Origin of the sequence: Paenibacillus algorifonticola (genome assembly GCF_000971975.1) — a bacterium.
Lineage (GTDB): Bacteria > Bacillota > Bacilli > Paenibacillales > Paenibacillaceae > Pristimantibacillus > Pristimantibacillus algorifonticola.
In genome coordinates this window covers 40,244-61,713 of record NZ_KQ040785.1, presented here as the reverse complement: position 1 = coordinate 61,713, position 21,470 = coordinate 40,244, and the positions used below count along the sequence as shown (strand labels likewise).

At 51.5% G+C, this 21,470-nt stretch carries 23 protein-coding genes; 4 read left to right on the top strand and 19 right to left on the bottom strand.

What is annotated here, in order from left to right:
- Positions 1-131: 131 nt before the first annotated feature.
- From WH37_RS06050 to WH37_RS06035, 4 genes are all read right to left on the bottom strand, one after another.
- Positions 132-2,483, bottom strand: a complete 2,352-nt coding sequence (locus WH37_RS06050) for an AraC family transcriptional regulator (protein ID WP_231594140.1) — start codon at positions 2,481-2,483, stop codon at positions 132-134.
- A gap of 221 nt (positions 2,484-2,704) precedes the next feature.
- Entirely contained in the window at positions 2,705-4,306 is a 1,602-nt protein-coding gene (locus WH37_RS06045) for an extracellular solute-binding protein (RefSeq protein ID WP_046229676.1), read from the bottom strand.
- A gap of 120 nt (positions 4,307-4,426) precedes the next feature.
- The gene (locus WH37_RS06040; protein WP_046229675.1) at positions 4,427-5,311 is read right to left on the bottom strand and encodes a carbohydrate ABC transporter permease; all 885 of its coding nucleotides are present in this window, start codon (positions 5,309-5,311) and stop codon (positions 4,427-4,429) included.
- A 24-nt stretch (positions 5,312-5,335) separates the two neighbouring features.
- On the bottom strand, positions 5,336-6,295 hold the full coding sequence (locus WH37_RS06035; protein ID WP_046229674.1) for an ABC transporter permease: 960 nt from the start codon (positions 6,293-6,295) through the stop codon (positions 5,336-5,338).
- 286 nt (positions 6,296-6,581) lie between these two features.
- Between WH37_RS06035 and WH37_RS06030 the strand changes: the two genes are divergently transcribed.
- A complete protein-coding gene (locus WH37_RS06030; RefSeq protein ID WP_046229673.1) occupies positions 6,582-8,621 on the top strand; it encodes a beta-galactosidase in 2,040 nt (679 codons plus the stop codon).
- Between the two features lie 139 nt (positions 8,622-8,760).
- On the opposite strand, the gene WH37_RS06025 is transcribed toward WH37_RS06030, so the two are convergent.
- From WH37_RS06025 to WH37_RS05995, 7 genes are all read right to left on the bottom strand, one after another.
- Positions 8,761-9,042: a hypothetical protein gene (locus WH37_RS06025; protein ID WP_046229672.1), complete on the bottom strand. Its 282-nt coding sequence runs from the start codon at positions 9,040-9,042 to the stop codon at positions 8,761-8,763.
- 47 nt (positions 9,043-9,089) lie between these two features.
- Positions 9,090-9,779 (bottom strand): YjjG family noncanonical pyrimidine nucleotidase, encoded by a 690-nt coding sequence (locus tag WH37_RS06020; protein WP_046229697.1) that lies wholly within the window; start codon positions 9,777-9,779, stop codon positions 9,090-9,092.
- Between the two features lie 45 nt (positions 9,780-9,824).
- On the bottom strand, positions 9,825-10,091 hold the full coding sequence (locus WH37_RS06015; RefSeq protein ID WP_046229671.1) for a DUF2164 domain-containing protein: 267 nt from the start codon (positions 10,089-10,091) through the stop codon (positions 9,825-9,827).
- A 3-nt stretch (positions 10,092-10,094) separates the two neighbouring features.
- Complete coding sequence (locus WH37_RS06010) at positions 10,095-10,895, bottom strand: PhzF family phenazine biosynthesis protein (RefSeq protein ID WP_046229670.1); 801 nt, start codon at positions 10,893-10,895, stop codon at positions 10,095-10,097.
- Positions 10,896-11,007: 112 nt separating this feature from the next.
- Positions 11,008-11,460, bottom strand: coding sequence for a GyrI-like domain-containing protein (locus WH37_RS06005; protein ID WP_046229669.1), 453 nt, complete (start codon positions 11,458-11,460; stop codon positions 11,008-11,010).
- Between the two features lie 96 nt (positions 11,461-11,556).
- Complete coding sequence (gene def / locus WH37_RS06000) at positions 11,557-12,081, bottom strand: peptide deformylase (RefSeq protein WP_046229668.1); 525 nt, start codon at positions 12,079-12,081, stop codon at positions 11,557-11,559.
- Between the two features lie 4 nt (positions 12,082-12,085).
- Positions 12,086-12,328, bottom strand: a complete 243-nt coding sequence (locus tag WH37_RS05995; RefSeq protein WP_046229667.1) for a helix-turn-helix domain-containing protein — start codon at positions 12,326-12,328, stop codon at positions 12,086-12,088.
- A 172-nt stretch (positions 12,329-12,500) separates the two neighbouring features.
- Here WH37_RS05995 and WH37_RS05990 point away from each other — a divergent pair, with 172 nt between their 5' ends.
- Positions 12,501-13,073, top strand: a complete 573-nt coding sequence (locus WH37_RS05990) for a GNAT family N-acetyltransferase (RefSeq protein WP_046229666.1) — start codon at positions 12,501-12,503, stop codon at positions 13,071-13,073.
- Between the two features lie 124 nt (positions 13,074-13,197).
- Here the strand turns inward: WH37_RS05990 and nrdF are convergent, their stop codons facing one another.
- From nrdF to nrdI, 3 genes are all read right to left on the bottom strand, one after another.
- Complete coding sequence (gene nrdF, locus WH37_RS05985; RefSeq protein WP_046229665.1) at positions 13,198-14,154, bottom strand: class 1b ribonucleoside-diphosphate reductase subunit beta; 957 nt, start codon at positions 14,152-14,154, stop codon at positions 13,198-13,200.
- A 93-nt stretch (positions 14,155-14,247) separates the two neighbouring features.
- Positions 14,248-16,332, bottom strand: a complete 2,085-nt coding sequence (gene nrdE, locus WH37_RS05980; protein WP_046229664.1) for a class 1b ribonucleoside-diphosphate reductase subunit alpha — start codon at positions 16,330-16,332, stop codon at positions 14,248-14,250.
- On the bottom strand, positions 16,319-16,678 hold the full coding sequence (gene nrdI / locus WH37_RS05975; RefSeq protein ID WP_046229663.1) for a class Ib ribonucleoside-diphosphate reductase assembly flavoprotein NrdI: 360 nt from the start codon (positions 16,676-16,678) through the stop codon (positions 16,319-16,321). The genes nrdE and nrdI overlap by 14 nt, the downstream gene beginning before the upstream one ends.
- A 266-nt stretch (positions 16,679-16,944) precedes the next feature.
- Here nrdI and WH37_RS05970 point away from each other — a divergent pair, with 266 nt between their 5' ends.
- Both WH37_RS05970 and WH37_RS05965 read left to right on the top strand, forming a co-directional pair.
- Positions 16,945-17,166, top strand: coding sequence for a hypothetical protein (locus WH37_RS05970; RefSeq protein ID WP_046229662.1), 222 nt, complete (start codon positions 16,945-16,947; stop codon positions 17,164-17,166).
- A 111-nt stretch (positions 17,167-17,277) separates the two neighbouring features.
- Complete coding sequence (locus WH37_RS05965; protein WP_046229661.1) at positions 17,278-17,910, top strand: thymidine kinase; 633 nt, start codon at positions 17,278-17,280, stop codon at positions 17,908-17,910.
- A gap of 248 nt (positions 17,911-18,158) precedes the next feature.
- On the opposite strand, the gene WH37_RS05960 is transcribed toward WH37_RS05965, so the two are convergent.
- The 5 genes from WH37_RS05960 to nadD are packed head-to-tail and all read right to left on the bottom strand — an operon-like array spanning position 18,159 to position 21,403.
- Positions 18,159-18,926 (bottom strand): class I SAM-dependent DNA methyltransferase, encoded by a 768-nt coding sequence (locus WH37_RS05960; protein ID WP_046229660.1) that lies wholly within the window; start codon positions 18,924-18,926, stop codon positions 18,159-18,161.
- Between the two features lie 14 nt (positions 18,927-18,940).
- On the bottom strand, positions 18,941-19,903 hold the full coding sequence (locus WH37_RS05955) for a CvfB family protein (RefSeq protein ID WP_046229659.1): 963 nt from the start codon (positions 19,901-19,903) through the stop codon (positions 18,941-18,943).
- Positions 19,900-20,247 (bottom strand): ribosome silencing factor, encoded by a 348-nt coding sequence (rsfS, locus tag WH37_RS05950; protein ID WP_046229658.1) that lies wholly within the window; start codon positions 20,245-20,247, stop codon positions 19,900-19,902. The genes WH37_RS05955 and rsfS overlap by 4 nt, the downstream gene beginning before the upstream one ends.
- Before the next feature lie 3 nt (positions 20,248-20,250).
- Positions 20,251-20,823 carry a bis(5'-nucleosyl)-tetraphosphatase (symmetrical) YqeK gene (yqeK, locus tag WH37_RS05945; protein ID WP_046229657.1) on the bottom strand — a complete coding sequence of 191 codons (573 nt, stop codon included), beginning with the start codon at positions 20,821-20,823 and terminating at the stop codon, positions 20,251-20,253.
- A complete protein-coding gene (nadD, locus tag WH37_RS05940; protein ID WP_046229656.1) occupies positions 20,801-21,403 on the bottom strand; it encodes a nicotinate-nucleotide adenylyltransferase in 603 nt (200 codons plus the stop codon). Before nadD ends, yqeK begins: the two co-directional genes overlap by 23 nt.
- Between the last annotated feature and the right edge of the window lie 67 nt (positions 21,404-21,470).

Here is a 21,470-nt window from a genome sequence, read left to right as displayed (position 1 = left end):
ACTTGGCGGCCTAGATGAAGCAACAGAAGCTGCCCTTTTCAAGGCTTGCACTTTCTTGCATAAGCTTGAACTTTATTGCTGTGACCGCAGCAGAGGCTTATGCCAGACCCGGCATTTCGTCCTCTGCCTAGCTACTCCGCCTGGCTCAGCTCGCGATAGCGGCTTGGCGTCATGCCCTCCAGCTTTTTGAAAATCCGATTGAAATAGCTGTGCTGATAGCCGACCTGCTCGGCAACGTCATTGATTTTCAGCACCGATTCGCGGAGCAGCTCCTTCGCTTTGTCCATCCGCAGCCCAGTCAAATAATCGATGAAATTTTTTCCTGTCACCTGCTTAAACGACTTGCTCAGGAAAAAAGGATTCATGCCGATATGCTCCGCACAGCTGTCAAGCGATATATCGCTCATATAATGCTGCTGCAAATACAGCATCGCATGCTCGATCTGCCGCTTCACCTGGGCATTCGTCCGCTCGCCCAGCTCCCTTAGAAACGGAGCGGCAATCATGCCGCGGAACCAGTCCAGCAGCAGCTCCGGCTCGCGGATTTGCGACAGCTGCTCGTAACGGTTCGCTCCCTTGAACAAGCGGTTCGGCGAGATGCCCGACACCATAATGGCATGCTGGACGGAACCGAGCAAATGCAGCATGCCCTGCTGCACATCCATTTCCTTCGCCTCTGCGCTGGACAGCGCTTGCAGAAACTGCTCCAGCAGCTCATAGGCCTCGGCTTCACGCCCTGTGCGGAGCGCCTGTATAAACTCCCGCTCCAGCGTAAACGGATAGGCGGGCTCCGACGCTGCGCTGCCCTGCTCCTCCAGCTGCTCCATATCAATAATTTGATTTTCCTGATCGTAGCGGCGGAAGCTAACCGCATGCTTCGTCTCTTCGAACAGATGCGGAATCTCCGTTATGCTCGCTGTAACTGGGCTGATCGCGATCGTCGCCCGCATATTAAGAATCTGGTTGAATGCCTGCATCGCCGCTTCGCTGAAAGTATGCAGCTCCTCGCGGTACGTTCGCCCTTCCGGCACAATAATGAGCAAGCCCGCTGCTAAATTATGAAAGTTAATCGTATTGCTCTGCTCAAAAGATTTTGCCGCCAGCTCCTCCATCATATTGACCGCCGCAAACGTCGCCAGCCCCTCATCGCCGTATTTGAATTTGCCCTCCAAATTAGCAATTCCGGTCAGCTTCATATAAAGCACCATATAATGCGTGCCTGGCTCCACCTGCCATTTGTAACGCTCCATTCGGCGAAGCAGCTCCTCCTCGGAGTAATCCGCCAAATAGCCCTGCAGCAGCTGATGCAGAAAGCTTTCCTTCACATGTGGCAGCTGCTCCGAAAGCTTCGCATGCAGCTCCTCGCTTTCCCGGTGCAAATGCTGCCACTGCCGCTCGATCCAAGTAAACTCGCAATCCGGCTTGCCTGCCGGCGCACTTCGCTCCCGCAGTACGGTCATCAGGCGATTGACCGGGGAATATATGCTGCGCGAGGCAAGCCACGCAAGAATCGCGGCAAGCAGCAGCGCGCCGAGGCTAACCGCAACGATGCTTTTCGAAACGACCATAACCGGCTCGGTAATGCCTGTAATCGGCGAAGCAGATACATAAGTCCAGTTGTCTGCAATTCGTGACAGCTTGCCATAGGAAACCGCATACGTCACGCCGCTCTCGCTGAACCGGAATAAAAATGAGCCTTTATTCGGGCCGTCAGCAGCAACCGCCTCGTTTAAAGCGCTTACAAATTCAGAGCCTCTATCATCGCCGCTTGTGGACGCATACAGCTCCCCATTATCCTGCATCAAATACGTTTCCCCGCCTTCACCGGGCGTCATCGTACGCAGCATATCGCTTACCTTGTCATTGTCGAGCCTAATAAGCAGTGCTCCAAACGGATGCAGGCTGCCTCCCGGTATATAATGCACAAGTGTAAGCTCTTTATCGGACGGACGGCTTGTATCAAAAGCAACCTGCGTCCAATAGGCGACTTTCTCCGATTGGAGCAGCCCCTCATACGCTTCCGCCTGACCCTCTCCTTGCAGCAAGCCATATTCCGGCCCAAACAGCACTTTTTCCTCGCCGCTAAGGTACAGCCCCACCTGCTTGTTCATCGTATTGGAGCCTTGCATGACCAGCAGCGTCTTCGTAATATCGCGCGCCTTCTCGAACTGCTGCACATAATTCCGATTGCCGAGCGTATAATCGAACTTGGAATCGAACGCCCAATGCGACAGCATCAGCTCTAAATTCGTCAACTGCTCATCGATGCTTTGCGCCCGCTGCTCGATTTGCTCATTATGCTGCTCCAGCAAGCGGTCCTCCAAAATGCCCCCCGCCAAAAAATAAACGAGCGCCCCGGTAATCAGTCCCGGAATGCTGCAAACGACGAGCAGCAGGATGAGATTTTTACGGTAAAATCGACCTTTAGCCCCTTCGGCTCTCCTCGCTCCCGGCATAAGCCTGGCTTTCATTCTATTTATCATGTGCTCACCTACTAGTTGAAAATTAGGCGATTGTAAGGAATCCCCTTTATAAACGCATTCGCTAAGCGGACTGAATTTCCTGCCAATCAGTCTGCATTTTATTTATTTGTCACATATAATGGAATCGTATTGAACAGGAATAGACAGAAGACCGCTGTTATATGCGGTTCCTCTGCCTATCGCCTGCCCATATAAGCCATCAGCCTTGCTGGGCAAAAAAGTTATTTTTTACTTGCTGCATACAGCTCGTTCATTTCCTTGCTCAGCTCATCGCCGCCGCTCGTTTTCCACAGCTGAATCGCGTCTTTAAAACCAGCCTCGTCGATTTGACCCACGATAAATTTGATTCGGGCATCATTCATAATATTGTCCAGCTGTGCGCCTTTTTGCGTGTAGACAGTGGAAATAAAAGGCTCTGCCGGGTTCGTCACGATAAGCTGCTCATTTGCCTTCTGCACCTCAGTTTGCTTAATGCGCAGCGGCGTCTGTTTCACCTTCGTCGACTTGTCCTCTGGAATAAAGCTGAGCATCTGGTTCAACCCCTCGACCTCGGATTCCAGCAGCGCTGTATCCTTGCTTGGCTCAAGCGCGCCATCTACCAGCGTATAATGCTTGCCTTCCAGCCCATAGCCTAGCAGCGTCTGCATTTCCGGCTCACTCAATTGATCCATAAACGCGAGAATCTGCTTGAGCTCCTCCTCGGTTTTAACGGACGATTTCGGGAAGGCCAGCAAGCCCGCAAAGCCCGACGTTGGCAGCGTACGAACCTGTCCATCTGCCCCCTTCACTCCGCCAAATACATCCATGTAATGCTCTACATCCGGCTGCTCCTTGCCCGCTGCCGCAAGCGCAGCATGAATTTTATCATCCGTCCGCGCCGCGCCGTCTACGACATCGACAATGACGCCCGCCTGATTGTTCACCAGCGGATCATTCCATTTCGCCGAATCCATAATGGCAAAATCCTGATTGATCAGCTTTTCATCGTACAGCTTTTTCATAAATTTAAGCGCTTCCAAATATTCTGGCGTTTCATAATCGACAATGAGCTTGCCGTCCCGCTCGCCCCATTTGTTCGGCGCTCCATACCACAGCTTGATCGTATCGAAGCCGCTCGCCCACTGTCCGGTCCATTTGACCATGACCATGCCGTACGTATCGTCCTTGCCGTTTTTGTCCGGGTCCTTCTCCTTGAACGCCTTGAGCATATTGTAAAAATCGTCAATCGTTTGCGGCGTTTGGAGGCCGGCAGCATCGAGCCAATCCTTGCGGTAAAATACCCCATTGCGACCAAGTGCACGGCCGCGGTACAGACCGTAATTTTTGCCGTCAACGGAAGAGTTATTTAATATGACAGGGTTCGCTTGGCTCAAATTTTTATAATCCTTCAAATAAGGCCCGATCTCCCAAAACGCGCCGGATTTCGCGGCATTGACGAAGCTCGGCGACTTCACATCCGGCACATACATAATGTCCGGCAGCTTGCCCGAGGCGAGCGTAATATTAAATTTATCCGTATAAGAGGCGTTCGGCACCCACTCAAAATGAATGTCGGTATTCGTCCGCTTCTCAATCTCTGCTGCTACCGGACTATCATCCTTCGGAAAATTCGTCTTAAAAATCGGCAGCATAATATTGAGCTGCAACGCTTTCTCTGCGGCGGGGCTTTCCCCTGCTGTACCGGATGGTGCAGCAGACGCACCTCCTGCGCTACCTTCCGCATTTCCTCCCTGCTGCGAGCAGCCTGCAATTACCGCTCCCGCCATTGTCCCAACGAGCAGCATAGGCAGCAAACGCTTTCTCTTTCCTTCTTTCTTTCTCATCGCTGACGCCTCCCTTAATCAATTATCATATATGGTAAAATCCCAAACCGCCAGCTTCTTGCGCGCTAAATCGGCTTGTTTGTGTTGCCTCACGGAAACGGCCCTGACGTGCATTCGCCATTAGCCCTTGATTGAGCCAATAAGCACACCCTTGGCAAAATGCTTTTGCAAAAACGGATAGACGAGCAAAATCGGCACAGTGCCTACGACGATTACCGCCATCTTGATCGATTGGTCGGGCGGCTTGACGAAGGACGGATCCATCGCATTGACGTCGCCTGCCGCTGCCTGAGACAGCAGTACAATTTGGCGCAGCAGCACTTGAAGCGGCCATTTTTGCGGATCATTAATATACAGCAGCGCCGCGAAAAAATCATTCCAATGGCCTACCGCATAAAACAGCGTGAAGGTCGCAAGCACTGGCTTCGACAGCGGCAAAACGATGCGCCACAGCAGTCCAAGCTCCGTACAGCCGTCAATGCGCGCCGCTTCCTCCAGCCCTGGCGGCAGCTCCTGGAAGAAGTTTTTAATAATGATCAGGTTGAAGGCGCTAATCGCCCCCGGTATAATGAGCGCCCAATAGGAATCGATCATCCCCATCTCGCGAATGACCAAATACGTCGGAATCATGCCGCCGCTGAACAGCATCGAGAAAATAACGAGATTCAGTACGACATTGCGGCCCATCAAATTGCGGCGTGCCAGCGGATAAGCCATCGTAACCGTGAAGAACAGGTTTACCAGCGTACCGAATGTAGCGATAAATAAGGAAACGCCAATGCTTTTCATAATCGTATTCGTAGAAAAAATAAATTCATACGCCGCCAGCGAAAACGTCTTCGGTATGAGAAACACCGTACGCTGAGTCAGCTCCGCATCGGTTGCGAACGAGCCCGATATGACGAAAATAAAAGGCAGCACCGCCGCCAGCGCACAGACGCTGAGCACGATATAATTAGCGGTATCAAACACTCTGCTGGATACCGTATTGTAATGCTTAGCCATTTTTCCAAGCCCCCTTCTTCATAGCTAGTACAGCCCCGACTGCCCGAAGCGCTTCGCCAAATAGTTCGCCCCGACGACAAGCACGACGCCGATAAGCGATTTGAACAGCCCCACTGCGGTACTGTAGCTGAATGCGCCTTGGGTGATTCCCATCATGTACACATACGTATCGAATACTTCTGCCGACTGCCTGTTGAGCGGGTTCAGCATGAGATAAATTTGTTCAAAGCCATTTTCGAGAATGTTGCCCATTCGTAAAATAAGTAAAATTACAATCGTGCTGCGCACTGCCGGCAGCGTAATATGCCAAATTTGACGCCAGCGATTCGCGCCATCCATAGTCGCGGCCTCATATTGCTCCATATCTACACCTGCAAGCGCAGCGAGAAAAATAATTGTCCCCCAGCCGCATTCCTTCCAAATGGTTTGCATAATGATCAGCGGCTTGAACCATTCGGGACTGGCGAGAAATTCGAATTTTCGTCCCGTATATTGCTCCAGCACTTCATTGACCGGGCCTCCGGCCGTCGTCAGGAACACATACGTCATACTCGCCACAATAACCATGGAGATGAAATGCGGTACATAAATCATCGTCTGCACCGTGCGTTTGAAGAGTGCGAAGCGAATTTCATTCATCAATATCGCCAGCACGATCGGTGCCGGGAAGAAAAACACTAAATTGTATAAGGAAAGCAGCAGCGTATTGCGCAGCAGCATGAAAAACTCGGGATTGGCAAAAAACAGCTGAAAATGCTCCAGTCCCACCCACTCGCTTTTCAAAAATCCGGTAAACGGTTGAAAATTTTTGAACGCCAGCAGTACGCCCCACATGGGCACATATTTAAATACGATAAAATAAAGCAAGCCTGGCAGCAGCAATATGTACAGCCATTTGTCTTTCTTAAGCCGCCCCAGCACGCTTGGACGATAGTCCCGGGACGGCTGCTTGCTAGCTTCCGGCATAACCGCCATTTGTTTCATCCTCGCTCACCTCCAGCTTTCGTTCGTTTACTTTTGAACTACCGCGTTCGCCCCACTTGTCTCGCTTGCGGTGTAGCCTTAGTATGCGGGCAGCTCGCATTTTCCCGCAATTAGACATTCTTGAACCGCGCTGCTGCGGGCTTTTTGGCCGTTCCGCCAAGAAAGTGCAAACCTGTGCAAAAGGTTGCAAGCCCGAAAAATGGTTCGGTTAAAAAGTCCGATTGCCAGCCCAGCGCAGCGCCTATTAGAGTACAAAGTAAAGATGAACGGAAAGGCGTGAGTTTAGATGAAGGGACCGCTGGAAGGGAAGCTGTATCATGGGGCGGCACTGTATCCTGAGCTTTGGGATGCTGACGTACTTGCGGAGGATATTGCTTTAATGAAGCAAGCAGGCATTAATGTCGTGCGAATGGGCGAATTTATTTGGTCGAGGCTGGAGCCTGAGGAAAATCGGATCGATGTTCGATTTTTAGCTGATATCATCCAGACGCTGCACGAAAATGGAATCGATACGATAATGTGTACACCGACGGCGACACCACCGATTTGGCTGTCGCATGGACATCCTGAGCGGCTGTTCGTCAATGAGAAAGGCGAGACGCTGGGACATGGGTCGAGGCAGCATGCGTGTACGAACAATGCCTATTTTAGAGGGCGCTCGGCGATCATTATAGAGCGGCTCGCTCAAGAGCTTGGCGGACTGCCGGGTTTGATTGGCTGGCAGCTCGATAATGAGTTCAAGGCGCATGTAGCGGAATGCATGTGCGCAGCATGCTTGCAGCTGTGGCATAGTTGGCTGGAGCAGCGGTATGGCACGATCGAGCAGTTAAATGAAGCGTGGGGCACTCATATATGGAGCGAATATTATAATCGCTTTGATCAAATTCCACAGCCGGGCGCAACGCCGTTTCTGCATCATGCCTCGCTGCAAACGATGTATCGGCTGTTCTCGATGGAGAAGCTTGCAGAATTTGCCGAGGAGCAAATTGCCGTCATCCGGCGCCACTCGGCGCTGCCGATTACTCACAACAACAGCATCGCCTTCCATGTGGACATTGAACGGCTGTTCCGGCAGCTTGATTTCGGCGCCTATGATACGTATGCGTCCAGCGCCAATTGGCCCGCCTACTTGATCAACTGCGACCTATGGCGCAACGTCAAGCGCGGCAAGCCGTTCTGGGTCATGGAGACGAGCGCCAGCTACAGCGGCTCGCTGGAAAGCTATGCGACACCTCACCCGGCTGGTTATGTGCGGGTTGAGGCTGTTGCCGCTTATGCACTGGGTGCGGGAGGCTTCTGCTATTGGCCGTGGCGGCAGCAGCGCGCCGGCAGCGAGCAGCCGCATGGCTCGGTGGTAAGCGCTTGGGGCAAAAAGACGATTGGCTACGCCAATGTCGTCCAGGTGGAGCAGGCGCGGCGCGAGCTGGAGGAGATCCTGCTAGCAACCTCGCCCATGCAGGCACAGCTGGCCATGACCTATTCGGATCGCGCCAAAGCCTATTTGCGCACCGAGCCGCTGCGCAAGCTGAACCATCGCGGGCTCGTCACCGATTTTTATGCCCGGCTGGTCGCACTCGGCATTCACCGCGATTTAATTACAGAAGGCAGCGAACTCGGCGGCTACAAGCTGCTGCTGACGCCATTCGTGCCCTTCTTGTCGCCGGACTACCTCGACCGTGCCATCGCCTTCGTTCGGGAAGGCGGCATCTGGATCGTCGGCCCGCTTACGGGCGGACGGACGGAGCATCATACCTGGCATACCGATGCCGCTTTAGGAAAGCTCGAGAAACTGGCTGGCGTAGAAACGACGTTCGTTTATCCGATAGATGGAACGGATGCCATCGGACAGGCGTTTGGCCTGCATGCCCCGCTTGGCATGTGGAGCTCGGTGTTTGAGCCGCTAGGCGGCAACGACATAGCTGGCGCATCCGCTTCTGACAGCGATCACCGAGCAACCGCAATCGGCTGCGTTCATAGCGGACTAACGCCAGGCGCCGCTTTTATTACCGAGCGCCGCATCGGTCAAGGCAAGCTTGTGATGCTCGGCTCCATGCCGCAAGGCGATGATGGGGATACGCTGCTGCGGCGCATGCTGCTGCACTATGCTGATGAAGCGGGTGTCACGCTGCGGTTTGAAGCAACTGAAGGCACCATTGTCGCTCCTAGACAGGGAGATGGTTATGTCATCTGGGTCATTATTAATATGGACGGAGCTGGCGGCCATGTGACGCTGCCGCAAGAAGGCATTGACGCCCTGTCTGGAGCTGCCGTTCCGGCTGGCCCGCTTACGGTTGGACGATATGAGTACAGAGTCGTTCGTTTTTAATAAAATCAAGTTATTTCTGTTAAAACTTCAAAAAATTAGTGTAATTACACAAAAAACAGCGGCGGAGTAGGACAGAAACTTATGTCCTAACCTGCTGCTGCAAATATGTTTCAATGTATCCTAGTATCTAAGCCTGACCTTAGAGCTCTTCATCATCATTTTCAGGATTCAAATACGATAGCCAACCATATACATTTACAATCCGCTCTGTTAACTCTCCGTCCGTCCCTATTTCAGATATAGCAAAGGCAGCTTCGTGCATAGACTTGACGGACACAGCGGCCGCTATTTCAACCGAATCACGCGTTATGGCAGAGGCTGCGGACTCAGGAGACGCTAATGCGCTGCCAAACGTTATTTTGACGGGATAATGAGGGCCATAACGGCTTTCCTGTCCGCTTACGGCCTCAAACCGTCTCAAAAACCAGAATAGCGGAACCTCAGTCCTTTAAAAATCTGTCGTTTGATTTATCCATTTAAAATGGAAAGCAGCTCAGACAACTGCTGAATTTCAAAAGTAGGCTTGACTGCCGTCGTATTGCTCTTCCGATGCGGATTAAACCAGCACGTAGCAATGCCGCTGTTCATGCCGCCCTGCATATCGGAGGTCAAGGAATCACCGATGATGATGATTTTGGACGGGTCAGTTGCTCCCAGCTTCGCGAACGCATAGTCAAAAATGCCCTTATGCGGCTTCTGATATCCCGTCTCCTCCGACACAATAATATGCTCAAAAAAATCATTCAGCCCCGCTTTGCCAATACGCGACAGCTGTACCTCGCGAATGCCGTTCGTAATAACTGCCATTCGGCAATGCCCATGCAGACTGCTGCACAGCTCTACAGCGCCTTCGATCAGAAAGCTGCCCTCGCCTAAATAGCCCAAATAGCGTGTACTAAATTCATCAGCCGCGATGTGAGGATTATTTTCAGCAAAAAGCTGTCTAAACCGCTCCTCTCTCAGCTCCGCCAGCGTCACCTTGCCCTGCTCATAATCCTGCCACAGCTGCTGGTTAATGATGCGATAGCGTGCCACGTAGTCGCTGCCTGCAAGCGTTATGGCAAAATCCCGGCAGGAGCTTGTGAAGGCATGAGACTCCGCCTGCCCATAATCGAGCAGCGTATCGTCGATATCAAACAAAATAATGTCGTATTTCATATTCGCTTTGCTTATTTCCACTTGCATAAACACTCCTTCAGCCTTTTAGCGAGAGCCCCCGCGCGGTGCGGAAACATTTTTCTCCAGCGCATACAGCTCGTCTTCCATCGCTTGCATTCGTTCGACCACTGTCTTTCTCGCATCCTGAATCGCCTGATTATAGACATGCGGACCGAGCAGCGCAACCATATGGTCAAGCAGCTGCTCCGCTGCAATCGAACCAATCTCCTCCGAACGCTCCAGCTCAAAGTAGTGCTGTACCTGCTCAATCAGCTGCTGCTTCTGCTCTCTTGGCCATTTTAGCTTCATCATCGCTTAAATCTCCTCCAGCTCTCCGCGCATCAATAGAACGGCTTGTCCGATCAATTGAACGCGATCCATTGTATTTTTCACCTTTACAAAACCGCCGCGAGCCGACGCTTGATAACCTACCAGCTCGTCTCTGTGCAGTCGCTTCGCCCAGTAAGGCGCCAGCGCGCAATGCGCCGATCCTGTCACTGGGTCCTCCAGCACGCCCGCATTCGGATAAAAAGCCCGCGATACAAAGTCATAGGCTGCCTGCCCTTCAGCACGAGCCGTCACAATGACACCCCGCCCATCCAGCAAGCATAGCTGCGAGAAATCCGGCTTAAGCCCGCGCACGGTCTGCTCACTGTCCACTTCAACGACATAATCCATACGGTTGCGTCCCGTATAACGCGGAATGAGCCCCAGTCCCTCAATGAGCGCCTCGGGCGCTTTGGCCGGAGCCGGCGGCTCTGAAGGGAAGTCCATCGTCATTTCCGCCTCATCTTCCCCTAGCTCTACAGTCAGCACGCCGCTTTTCGTCCAAAAGGCTGCCGCCTGACTCAGCCTCAAGCGCTCCGTCTTCCACAATACGAAAGCAGCAGCGAGCGTAGCATGTCCGCATAAATCGACCTCGCGCGCAGGCGTAAACCATCGCAGCTCATAACCGTCCTCGCGCGGTGCCACAAAAGCGGTCTCGGACAAATTCATCTCCGCCGCTACTTTTTGCATCCACCCTTCATCACTCAGTGCTTCCAGCATACATACCGCTGCCGGATTGCCGCCAAACGCTTCACTCGTAAATGCATCTACTATGTAAATAGGCACCATGCTGGCCTCAGTCCCCTTTCTGCTCGTGTTTATCAACAAATAAAAAGGAGGCGTCCCGCTCAGGACTCCTCTCCTATTATAACGCCACCAAATTTGTATGGCACAGCTTGTTCTAATCGGCAAGCGGAATAAGAAGCTCAACCGCTTCCTCCTCCAAATGCTGCTCCTGAATATAAAAGACTTCAAGCGCGACAGCGCTCTGATGCTTCTCAAGCTCCTGCTCGTTCATCCAGGCGAATAGCTGCTCGTAGGCTTCTCCAATTCGTTTGTTCGTCGATGCAACCATCGCATATCGATGGGTTGGGATGGTGAACTGCACCATGCCACCCGGCACGTCCTCTGACGGCGGCATTTCGTAGCAGGCCCAATAAGTTGCAAATACTTCGTTTCCAAAATACGGGCTGTACAGCAGCGGCGCCTTCGACGTGGTATTCAGCTCATGCTTGCGGGCAAGAAACTCGCTTTGCAGGCGAATCGCCTCATCTGGAAAAGTAGAATACGGACCGCAATAACTAATCCCTACTAAATGAAGCGTTGGCTTCGTAATAATTGAGCAGTTGTCCACGCGAATTCCCCCTTTTCATCGGTCAGAACAGTTGCGTTAGGATGAGCTTTCACCCGACAATAGTGTAACATGATTGCCCTAGAGAGCGGTAGTCCTTTATCCCGAATGGGCAACATGGCTCAGCCGCAGCACAGGCAGCAGCTCTATCCGTTCCTGGGTATGCTCGTGAACCAGCCATCGCTCCTTCATATGGTCAATGAACAGCACGCCGTCCAAATGGTCGATTTCATGCTGCATGCAGCGGGCGAGAAAACCTTCACCGTGAAAAATAACGCTTTCGCCCGCTCGGTTTAAGCTGCGCACCGTAACCTTCTCCGCCCGCTTCACCCGCCCGTAATAGCCTGGAAAAGACAAGCAGCTCTCCGCTCCCGTCTGCTCGCCCTCCATCGATAAAATTTCCGGATTGACGAGCTCGATCAGCCCGTCCCCGCAATCCATTACAATGACCCTTCTTAAAATACCGATCTGGGGAGCGGCTAATCCCGCCCGTCCTTCACTTTCATATAACGTATCGGCCATGTCACTGAGCAGCTTTAGTATTCTCGCATCTACCGTTTCAACAGGACGCGCTTTTTTACGCAATATCGGGTCGCCGAACGGCAAAATAGCTTTAATAGTCACTTGGTCAAGCTCCTTTCGTTTTGGCAGGAGGCGTATGCACCCATAGCACACTCGGCGAGCAATCCAGCGCCGTGCAAAGCGCATCAAGCGTATCCGCCTTCATTTGTTTCGGCTGCCCGGTAAGCAGCGCACTAATCGAAGGTGCAGACAGACGATAGTCCGCTTTCTCCTGAAGCAGTCGCGCCAATGCCGCACCCGACCAAATGCCTCGCTCCGCCATAACCTGCCGAAGCATCCACTCTAGCAAATGATTCTCCTCCTTTTATATGTACATAAATGTAGGCAATAGCTTATTTTATTAGGCAATGCCTAATATAGCATAAAAGCAAGCTGGTTGCAGCTGCTTTTTCATTTTCGTTTAAGCAAGCTAGGATATGATAGGCTCGCATCCCATCTTCTATAAAAGGCGAGTGAACCGCATGGGCTTCGACGATTTGTTTTCCTCATTCCCTTTTCTACATACGAAAAGATTAACACTGCGCCAAATGGTTACACAGGACGCCGCAGACTTGCATGCTTTTTATTCGGATATGAAGGTGACTCGGCATTTGGACTGGCTTGGCCCAGACTCCATTGAAGCTTCCAAAATGCTAATAGACTCCTGGAACGAAGCTTATGCAGAGCGCAAGCTCATTCCATGGGGCATTACGCTGCAAGACAGCTCCCCTATTTTGGGAACGGTGATGCTGATGCCGACAAGAGGGACGTTTGAGGAAGCGCCCCGTTATCCGCTCACACTAGGTTATGACCTGAATCCCGCTTATTGGAATCAGGGCATTATGTCCGAAGCGCTTCAGGCTGTTATGCATTTCAATAACAAGCATATTCACGCACGCCGCATTCAAGCCGAGGTCCATCCTGAAAATGCCGCTTCGCTGAACGTGTTGAAAAAGCTTGGTTTTCAGCAGGAGGGCGTGCTGCGGCAGTATTTAATGCATGAGGCTACCAAAAATTTTCTCGACGTCATTGTTCTGGCTATGCTATTTAGTTAATTAAGCATGGAATGATTTGCCTTCTGCATATTTCAGGCTTCTCATTACTTCAAGAATCGCTAAGTCAATGAAAAAAAGCATTCGGTCGCAATAACCGAATGCTTAATAAATGTTAGAAATATGATTAGAAATTAAATACAAAATCATCGTCATTCAATTGCTCGACGTGAATCGTCCGTACGTAGCCATTGCCTTTTTTGGAGAAGAAATCATGCTGCTTTGTGTGTGTGCTGATGCCATTGAATACGATTGGATTGACCGGCTCATCTGGGAACACACCGTCAAAGCCAAGATTCATCAGCGCTTTATTCGCATTATAACGCACATAAGTTTTTACTTCTTCCTCTAGGCCAAGCGGCGAATACAGCGAGTCGGTATAAATAACCTCGTTTTCGTACAGGTCGTTAAGCAGTTGATCCAGCTCAGCCTTAAGCGAAGTCTGCTCCTCTGGCGTGAAGGTGTTAAACAGCTCCTGTGCCAGCACACCAACGTACAAGCCGTGGATGCTCTCGTCACGCAAAATAAGGTCGATAATTTCGCCGCTGCTCGTCATTTTACCTTGACCTGCCAAATAAAGCGGATAGAAGAAGCCGCTGTAGAACAAGTAGCTTTCCAAAAATACGGAAGCTGCCATTGCTTTATACAGATCCTGCTTCGTGCTAATGCCTTCATACCATGAGGAAATAAGCTCCGCTTTTCGTTGCAGCTGCTCGTTTTTCTCTACCCATTGGAAAATCTCGTCGATCTCCTCTGTAGACGCGAGCGTCGTGAAAATGCTGCTGTACGATTTGGCATGAATTTGCTCCATCATCGACATAAAAGAAAGCACCGCTTTGCGCTGCAAGCCATCCACATGCTCCAAAATCTTCGGCATGCCAATACCACCCTGAATCGTATCCAGCAGCGTCAATCCGCCAAGCACGTTTTTGTATAAGCTGCGCTCAGCATCGCTCATTTCCATCCAGTCCATTTTATCGTCGGATAGAGGGATCTCTTCGTCCGTCCAGAATTGCATTACGTTCTGCTGCCAGAACGTCAGCGTAAAATCATCATCCGGGCGGTTCCAGTTAACTGCCTTCATTATATATTAGGCTCCTTTGTAAAAGGCTGCGTGACGGCACCTAGAGCGGCCGCCCCGCAACCTTATCTTTTTGCGCAAATCTATTTTCTTTTTTTAAACCGCGCAGCTTGTGCACTCTTCTACGGATAGACGTTTCGTTCTTGTGTAATAGAGCGACTTCAGTCCTTTATGCGCTGCATAAATGTAGAAGCGGGCCAGCTCGCGAGTCGTCACGTTGCTGTTTACGTGCAGAACAGTGGAAATGCCTTGATCCACATGCTGCTGAATTTCTGCAATCAGATCAATAAGCTTGAACTGATCGATATTGTAAGCCGATTTGTAATAGAAGAAGTTGTCCTGCGACAAAAACGGCATTGGATAATAGGTTGTCGAGTTCGCATACGTCCGCGTCTCGATATGCTCAACGATCGGCATAACGCTCGATGTCGCATTTTGAATGTACGAGATGCTTTGCGTTGGCGCGATAGCCAAACGGTAAGCGTGGTACAGGCCATGCTGCTGCACCTTCGCCTTAAGCGCAGTCCAGTCCTCAGGAGAAGGAATCTCCATGCCTTCGAACAACGCTTTTACCGCAGCGCTGACCGGACGGAAATCCGTCTCTTCATAACGCGAGAAGTAAGTGCCCTTCGCATATTCGGAACGGTCAAAATCCTTGAACGTTTCGCCGCGCTCTTTGGCAATTTCCATACTTTGCTCCAGCGAATAATAGTTCATCATCATGAAGAACGTGCTAGCGAACTCCTTCGCCTCGTCGCTTTCGTAAGCAATGTGGTTTTTCGCCAGATAGCCGTTCAGGTTCATCGCGCCTAGGCCGACGGAATGCAGCTCTTCATTCGCTTTGCGTACGCCTGGAGCATTGTCGATTTTCGAAAGGTCGCTGACTGTCGTAAGCGCCTCGATGCCGACATGAACCGATTCCTTGATTTTCTTAAGCTCCATGACGTTTACGATGTTCAGCGATGCCAAGTTGCAGCTAATATCGCGCTGAATCAGGTCATCCGTGCCATAGTCGTTAATAACCGACGTCTCTTGCAGTTGGAAAATCTCTGTGCAAAGGTTCGACATCTTAACCCCGCCTACATCTTTAAGCGCATGAACGCGGTTCGCATTCGATTTGTTCATAATGTAAGGATAGCCGGATTCCAGCTGGATCGAAGCGATTTTCGTCATCATGTCGCGTGCGTTCATGACCACTTTCTTTTTCACCAAATCGTTCGCAAGCAGCTCCTCGTACATTTCATCCATGTCCATATCGTCCAAATATTTGCCGTAAGCTTTATGGACGGAATGTGGTCCGAAGACGTACAACGGCTTGTTTTGCGCAGCCAGCTCATAAAATTTGTTCGGTATAATAAGGCCGATCGACAGCGTTTTGATCCGTGTCTTCTCATCGGCGTTAATTTTTTTGCAATCGAGGAACTCAATAACGTCCCAGCCAAAAATATTATAATAACCTGCGCCAGAGCCTTTGCGCTGTCCCATTTGATCGGCATAGGAGAACGCATCCTCCATTAGCTTAAGCACTGGCATAATGCCTTTCGCCGCACCCTCGACACCTTTGATCGGCTCGCCGCGTCCGCGCAGCTTCGAGAGGTTGACCGCTACGCCGCCGCCGATTTTCGACAGCTGCATGCACGTGCCAATGACATAGTTGATGGAATTGAGCGAATCGTCCATTTCCAGCAGGAAGCAGGATACCATCTCGCCGCGGCGGCTTTTGCCCGCATTAAGGAAGGTTGGAGTTGCCGGCTGCAGCCGCTGCTCAATCATCGCTTCTGCAATGCGCAGCGCTCTCGCTGCGTCGCCTTCGCCCAAATGCAGCGCAACAATCGCAACGCGGTCCGGATATTGCTCCAGATATTGCAGCTTGTCATTCGTTTTCATGGCATAGTCTTTGTAAAACTTGGAAATCGCCATATACGACTGAAACTGGAAGCTGCTGTTTGCCGTTAAATCAAATACAGCCTCAACTTGCTCATATGTATAATGGTCAAAAACGTTATCGTAGTAGTCATTGCCGATCAAGTAGTCAAGCTTCTCCTGGAGCGAGGCGAACTTCACGCTCTTCTGCTCAACTTCCTCCATAAATGCTTCTACTGCCTCTTTATCCTTGTCCAACTGGTAAAAGCCGTCAGCTCCGCGCTGCATCAGCTCATTATTCAACTCAATATGCTTCAATGGTTCGCACCCTTTCAACAAAGTTTTCCGTATCGTATTTCGTTCCGGACAACTCAAATTTAGAAATAACAGGGACATTGTATAGCTCGGCAATCGTATCTGCGCTTTTGGCAAAGCCCGTTCCCCAATTGCGGTTGCCGCTGGCGGATACGCCGCGAAGATGTTTGCTGTTGCGCTTCAGGAACGACATGACCCGTTCCGGCACCTGTCCGAAACCTGTCGTATACGTAATGAGAACGAATGGCTCCTGGATCGCTTCCTGCTCTTCAATCGGCATAACGCGCATATTCAATTTGTTAATAAATCTTTTGACATTGCCCGTCTTGGAATCATAGACAACCAGCATATATTTCTCTCTCCCCTACCGGATATCAGCAATAGAAAAGCGCTTCTGACCCTGAAAAAGCGTCAAATGCGCTAGTAGACTTAAAGTGTTGATTTCCGTGCTTCACAACAAGATGTAGTTGCTGAATTTGATTCTACATCAATATATAGGTGGAGTCAAATGAAAAAATACGCCTATCTATGAGACCCGGTTTTAGGCCACTCGACTATTTTAACAGATACGGATATGATGTGGTAGAGTCATTTTTAATTGATACGGAGGTTAATATGAACGAAATTTTAACGCCTGAACAGCTCCGCGAGGCGGTGCATAAGCTATTTAAGGATGCCGGATATACGAATTCCGAGCTGCTTGAAAGCATCGAATTATTAGCGGCAGAGAACGATCGCTTGAAGCAGGAAGTTAAAAAATGGCGGCTCGCTGCTGCACGTGGGGCAGCCGCAGGCACTTCCATGAACAGCCGTTTGAAGGACGCGCTTCGAGAATAATTTTAAAAAAATAATTCAAAAAGCATACATTCTTCACATTGCATCGCAGGGTAATCCTGCTAAAATGATACAGGCACACATGGACTCAAGTGTAAGGGAGAATTAGGCCATATGGATAGAGGTTGGATTACGGTCATTATCGGCCCGATGTTCTCGGAAAAATCCGGCGAGCTCATACGGCGCTGTCATAAATTGCTGCAATATGGCCGCAAAAAAGTCAGAGCGTATAAGCCTGCGGAGGATAATCGGTTCGGCAGCGAGGAAATTGTAAGCCGCATCGGCTACCGCTTGCCGGCCTTCAACATTCCGAAGGAGCTTACGCCTGAGATGGCGGAGCGCATTTTGCAGGATACGAAGCATGCCGACGTCGTCGCATTCGACGAGGTTCAGTTTTTCTCCAAAACCATCATCCCTCTTGTAGAGGAGCTTGCCTATAACGGCAAACAGGTCATTGTAGACGGCCTTAACATGGACTACCGGGGCAAAGCATTCGGCTATATCGGCGGGCTGCTTGCCATTGCAGACGAAATTGTGAAGCTGACCTCCTTCTGCGCCGTATGCGGCGACGCGAACGCGGCGTTCACGCAGCGCGTCATTAACGGCCAGCCAGCGACGCTGGGGCCAGTCATTTTAATCGGCGATACGGAGAGCTACGAGCCCCGCTGCCGCCGCCATTTCGTCCCTCCGCATAAAGCGGTGGAGGAAGCAAGTGAAGAGCATACAGACGCTGCTGCGCAGCTCTGATTGCAGAGAAACATACTGTAGCGAAATTGCGACAGTTCCTGTTCCAGCAAGTTCCATTTGGGCACAAGCGTAAACGAGCGTTGCCCGTCCTTCTTTGAAGGCAGCGCTCGTTTCGCGGTGAAATAGAAGCCCTATTTATTATGAAAAACTCATAAATGCTTATATTTAAAAAAGGCTTGCACGGCCGCTCTGCTCCTGTTGAGCATAACGGCTGCACAAGCCTTTTGGCGTTCAGGCGAAACGCCGGTTCATGATTTTACCGCTGCAAAAAACAGCCGCTCTGAGCTCTCGTTCTGGGGCTCCAGCTTGAAATCGGCAAAACGCTCGACCTTGCTGAATCCGGCAGCTTGCAATTGCTCCGCCATCCAGTCCGCCTCATAAGCCCGCTGCACATGCATTTCTTCAAAGCGGTGAAACCGCTCTCCGCTCTCATGCGCAAAAATCGTCAAATGATGCTCAATTTCACAGCGCTCCTCGTCCAGCTCGCACGTCCAAATGTAGGCCGCCTTGTCCTCGTCCAGCACGAACGGCTGCTCCTCCGCATAACGAATGAGCTGCGCCTTCGGATGCACATCAAACAAAAATACGCCGCCAGGACGAAGCGCCGCATAGACCGCTTCGAAAGCGGCGATCACATCCGCTTCCTCCGTCAAGTAATTGACGCAGTCGCAGAAGGAAATAACCGCGTCCACAGGCGCGCCCAGTTCTAATTCCCTCATATCCTGCTGCAGCCAGATTGCTGAGCCTGTACGTACGCCATGGGCGGCAGAAAGCGCCTCGTCCCATTTGCTGCGTGCCACAGTCAGCATATCCTCAGACAAATCGATGCCATAAACTTGCATACCGGTCAACGCAAGCGGTATCGCGATGGAGCCTGTCCCACAGCCAAGATCGGCAATAACACCAGGCTTGCCATAACGCTCCCAGCATTGCTCTGTGAACCAGAGCCAATCCTCGTAAGGCATGTCGCTCATTAGCTCATCGTATACTGCAGCGAACTCGCCATATGACTCCACCTAGAAAGTCCTCCTTAATCCTCAGATGAGCCTTCGGAAGCAGAAGCTTCGCCATTGTTCGACTTAGCAGCATTGCCTGTTGCTTCGCTGTCTCCAGTCGCTTCCACTAGATAGGTCCAGCTGCCCTTCTGGGTAATAAGACGCTCGCGCATCAGCTTGCCGATCGCACGTTTAAATGCCGATTTGCTAATGCCAAATTTTTGCTTAATGATGCCCGCTTCCGTCTCATCGGAATAAGGCATGCCACCGCCCGGGCGCTCCTTCAAAAATGCTAGCAGACGGTCGGCATCCTCCAGACGCCCCACTTCCTTCTGCTGCCCCATCGACAGGTTCACCCGTCCATCCTCGCGGATAAAGGTAATACGCGCCGATACCCGCTCGCCAAGACGAAGCGGACGCAGGCGATCCGGTGCCGGAATAAGTCCGTATGCGCCAAAGCCGACAACTCCGCCGTCAATCAGGACGAACGAGCCCATTTGCAGCGACTTCGTTACCCAGCCTTCGATCCACTGGTTGCGCCAAGAATCTGGTGCCGCAAATACGAGCGGCCCAAGCTCATCCTCGCCTGCCAGCCGGGCGATAAGCCTGCCGCTTTTGTCATGGCCCAGCACAATGTGAACCTCATCGCCTGGCAGCGGACGATAATCGATATTTTCCGGCAGCTCCGAAAGCGGAAGCAGCAGTTGACGGCCAAGACCAATTTCGAGGAAGCAGCCCAGCCGCGGATGCACATCCGCCACCTTAAGGCGCGCCATCTCGCCGAGCTTCACCAGTGGACGCTTCATCGTCGCGGCCAGCCGATCCTCGGTATCGAAGAAAATAAATACTTCAACCTCATTATTAACTTTGGGCTTGCTGCCGACCAGCTCCGTATAATGCATCAGCACCTCGGATTCGCCATCGGTCAAAAAATAGCCGTAGGGCGACACTTCGCGTGCCACCCTTAACTTTATTGTCGTACCGGCAATCAAGCTCATGCGAACTCCACAACTTTAGCGTCAGACCACAGCTTTTCAATGTTATAATAGTCACGCTCGTCGCGGTGGAATACGTGAACGACTACGTCGCCAAGGTCAATCAGCACCCAGCGTGCGGAATCCATTCCTTCAATGCCGCGTACGCGAACGCCGCGCAGCTCCGCCGATTTACGGATTTCCGTCACAATCGCCTGTACCTGTGTATCCGAATTACCCGAGCAGATTACGAAATAATCTGCTACCAGGGAAATTTCCTGCAAATTCAAAGCTACAATACGCATAGCCTTCTTATCTTCCGCTGCAGCAACCGTTGCTTGCAGAAGCTCCTCCGAATGTACCGTCATAACTCAGCCTCCTGTTTTTAACTCTTCTATTAAACCATTACGTGCTTCTATTGTCAGTGGAAAAATGGCCTTGCCTTTTTTGAGCAGCAGCAGGATCGTCGAATCAAAGCCCGCAAGCAGCGCCTGCTCCAAGCTATCCTTGCTCAGCCTGCGAATGTCGTCGACACCCGGAAAATCGCGCCCAGGCTCCATATAATCCGCCAGACAAACAACCTTGTCCAGCCGCGTCATCGCAAGGCGACCCGAAGTATGGAAGCGAATGGCATCCAGCACTAGCGCATCTGTCACGCCATATTCATGCTCCGCCACCCAGGCACCCACTTCGGCATGCCATAAATTTTTATCCTGAGCAAGCAATTCGGGCGCCAGCTTCTGATCGCGCAGCACCTTCTCCATGCGGTCGACTGGCCAATATTTCGCCACATCATGCAAAATCGCCGCCAGCTCAGCCTGCTCCGGGTTTTCCCCGAACCTTACCGCCAGCTGAACCGCCGTTGCCATCACGCCTTCGGTATGCTTCCAGCGTTTCTCGGGCATTTGCGCTTTCACCGACTCAATCATTTGATCGCGCTCCATAAAGGCCCCTCCTCGTAATAAAATGAAACACAGCTTCCGGTACGAGATAGCGGAAGCTGCCGCCAGCTTGAATCGCTTCGCGAATCGCCGTAGATGAAATGCCGATTGGCGGCATGCTCACAAACGTCAGCCGCTGACGCAGATCGTCCGGCAGCTCGCCGCCTGCCATCTCCGTGCCTTCCCGATTGAGCCCGATAAAAGCAACCCGCTCCGCCAGCTCCTCGATTCGGTGCCAGCCAGGCAAATCATTGACCCGGTCAGCTCCAATAATATAGGAGAAGGAATCATGCGGATGCAAATGCCTCAGCTCCAGAACCGTATCAATTGAATAACTGAGCCCGCCTCTTGCAAGCTCAATATCCAGTGCACGGAAATGCGGATTGCCTTCTATAGCTTCCTGCACCATCTGCAGCCGCAGCTCGCTGTGCTCGCCAGGCTCATGGCTTTTTAGCGGAGGCAAAAACGAGGGAATAAACCACACCTCATCCAGCCCGCAGCTTGTGCGCGCTGTTTCTGCGGCAATGAGATGTCCGAGATGGATGGGGTCAAACGTTCCGCCCATAATGCCGATTTTACGCATAGCCGCAGTCCTCCTTGTCCGTAGATTTCCCGCTTAGTCATTACAACGAAATAACTTCCGCTAAATA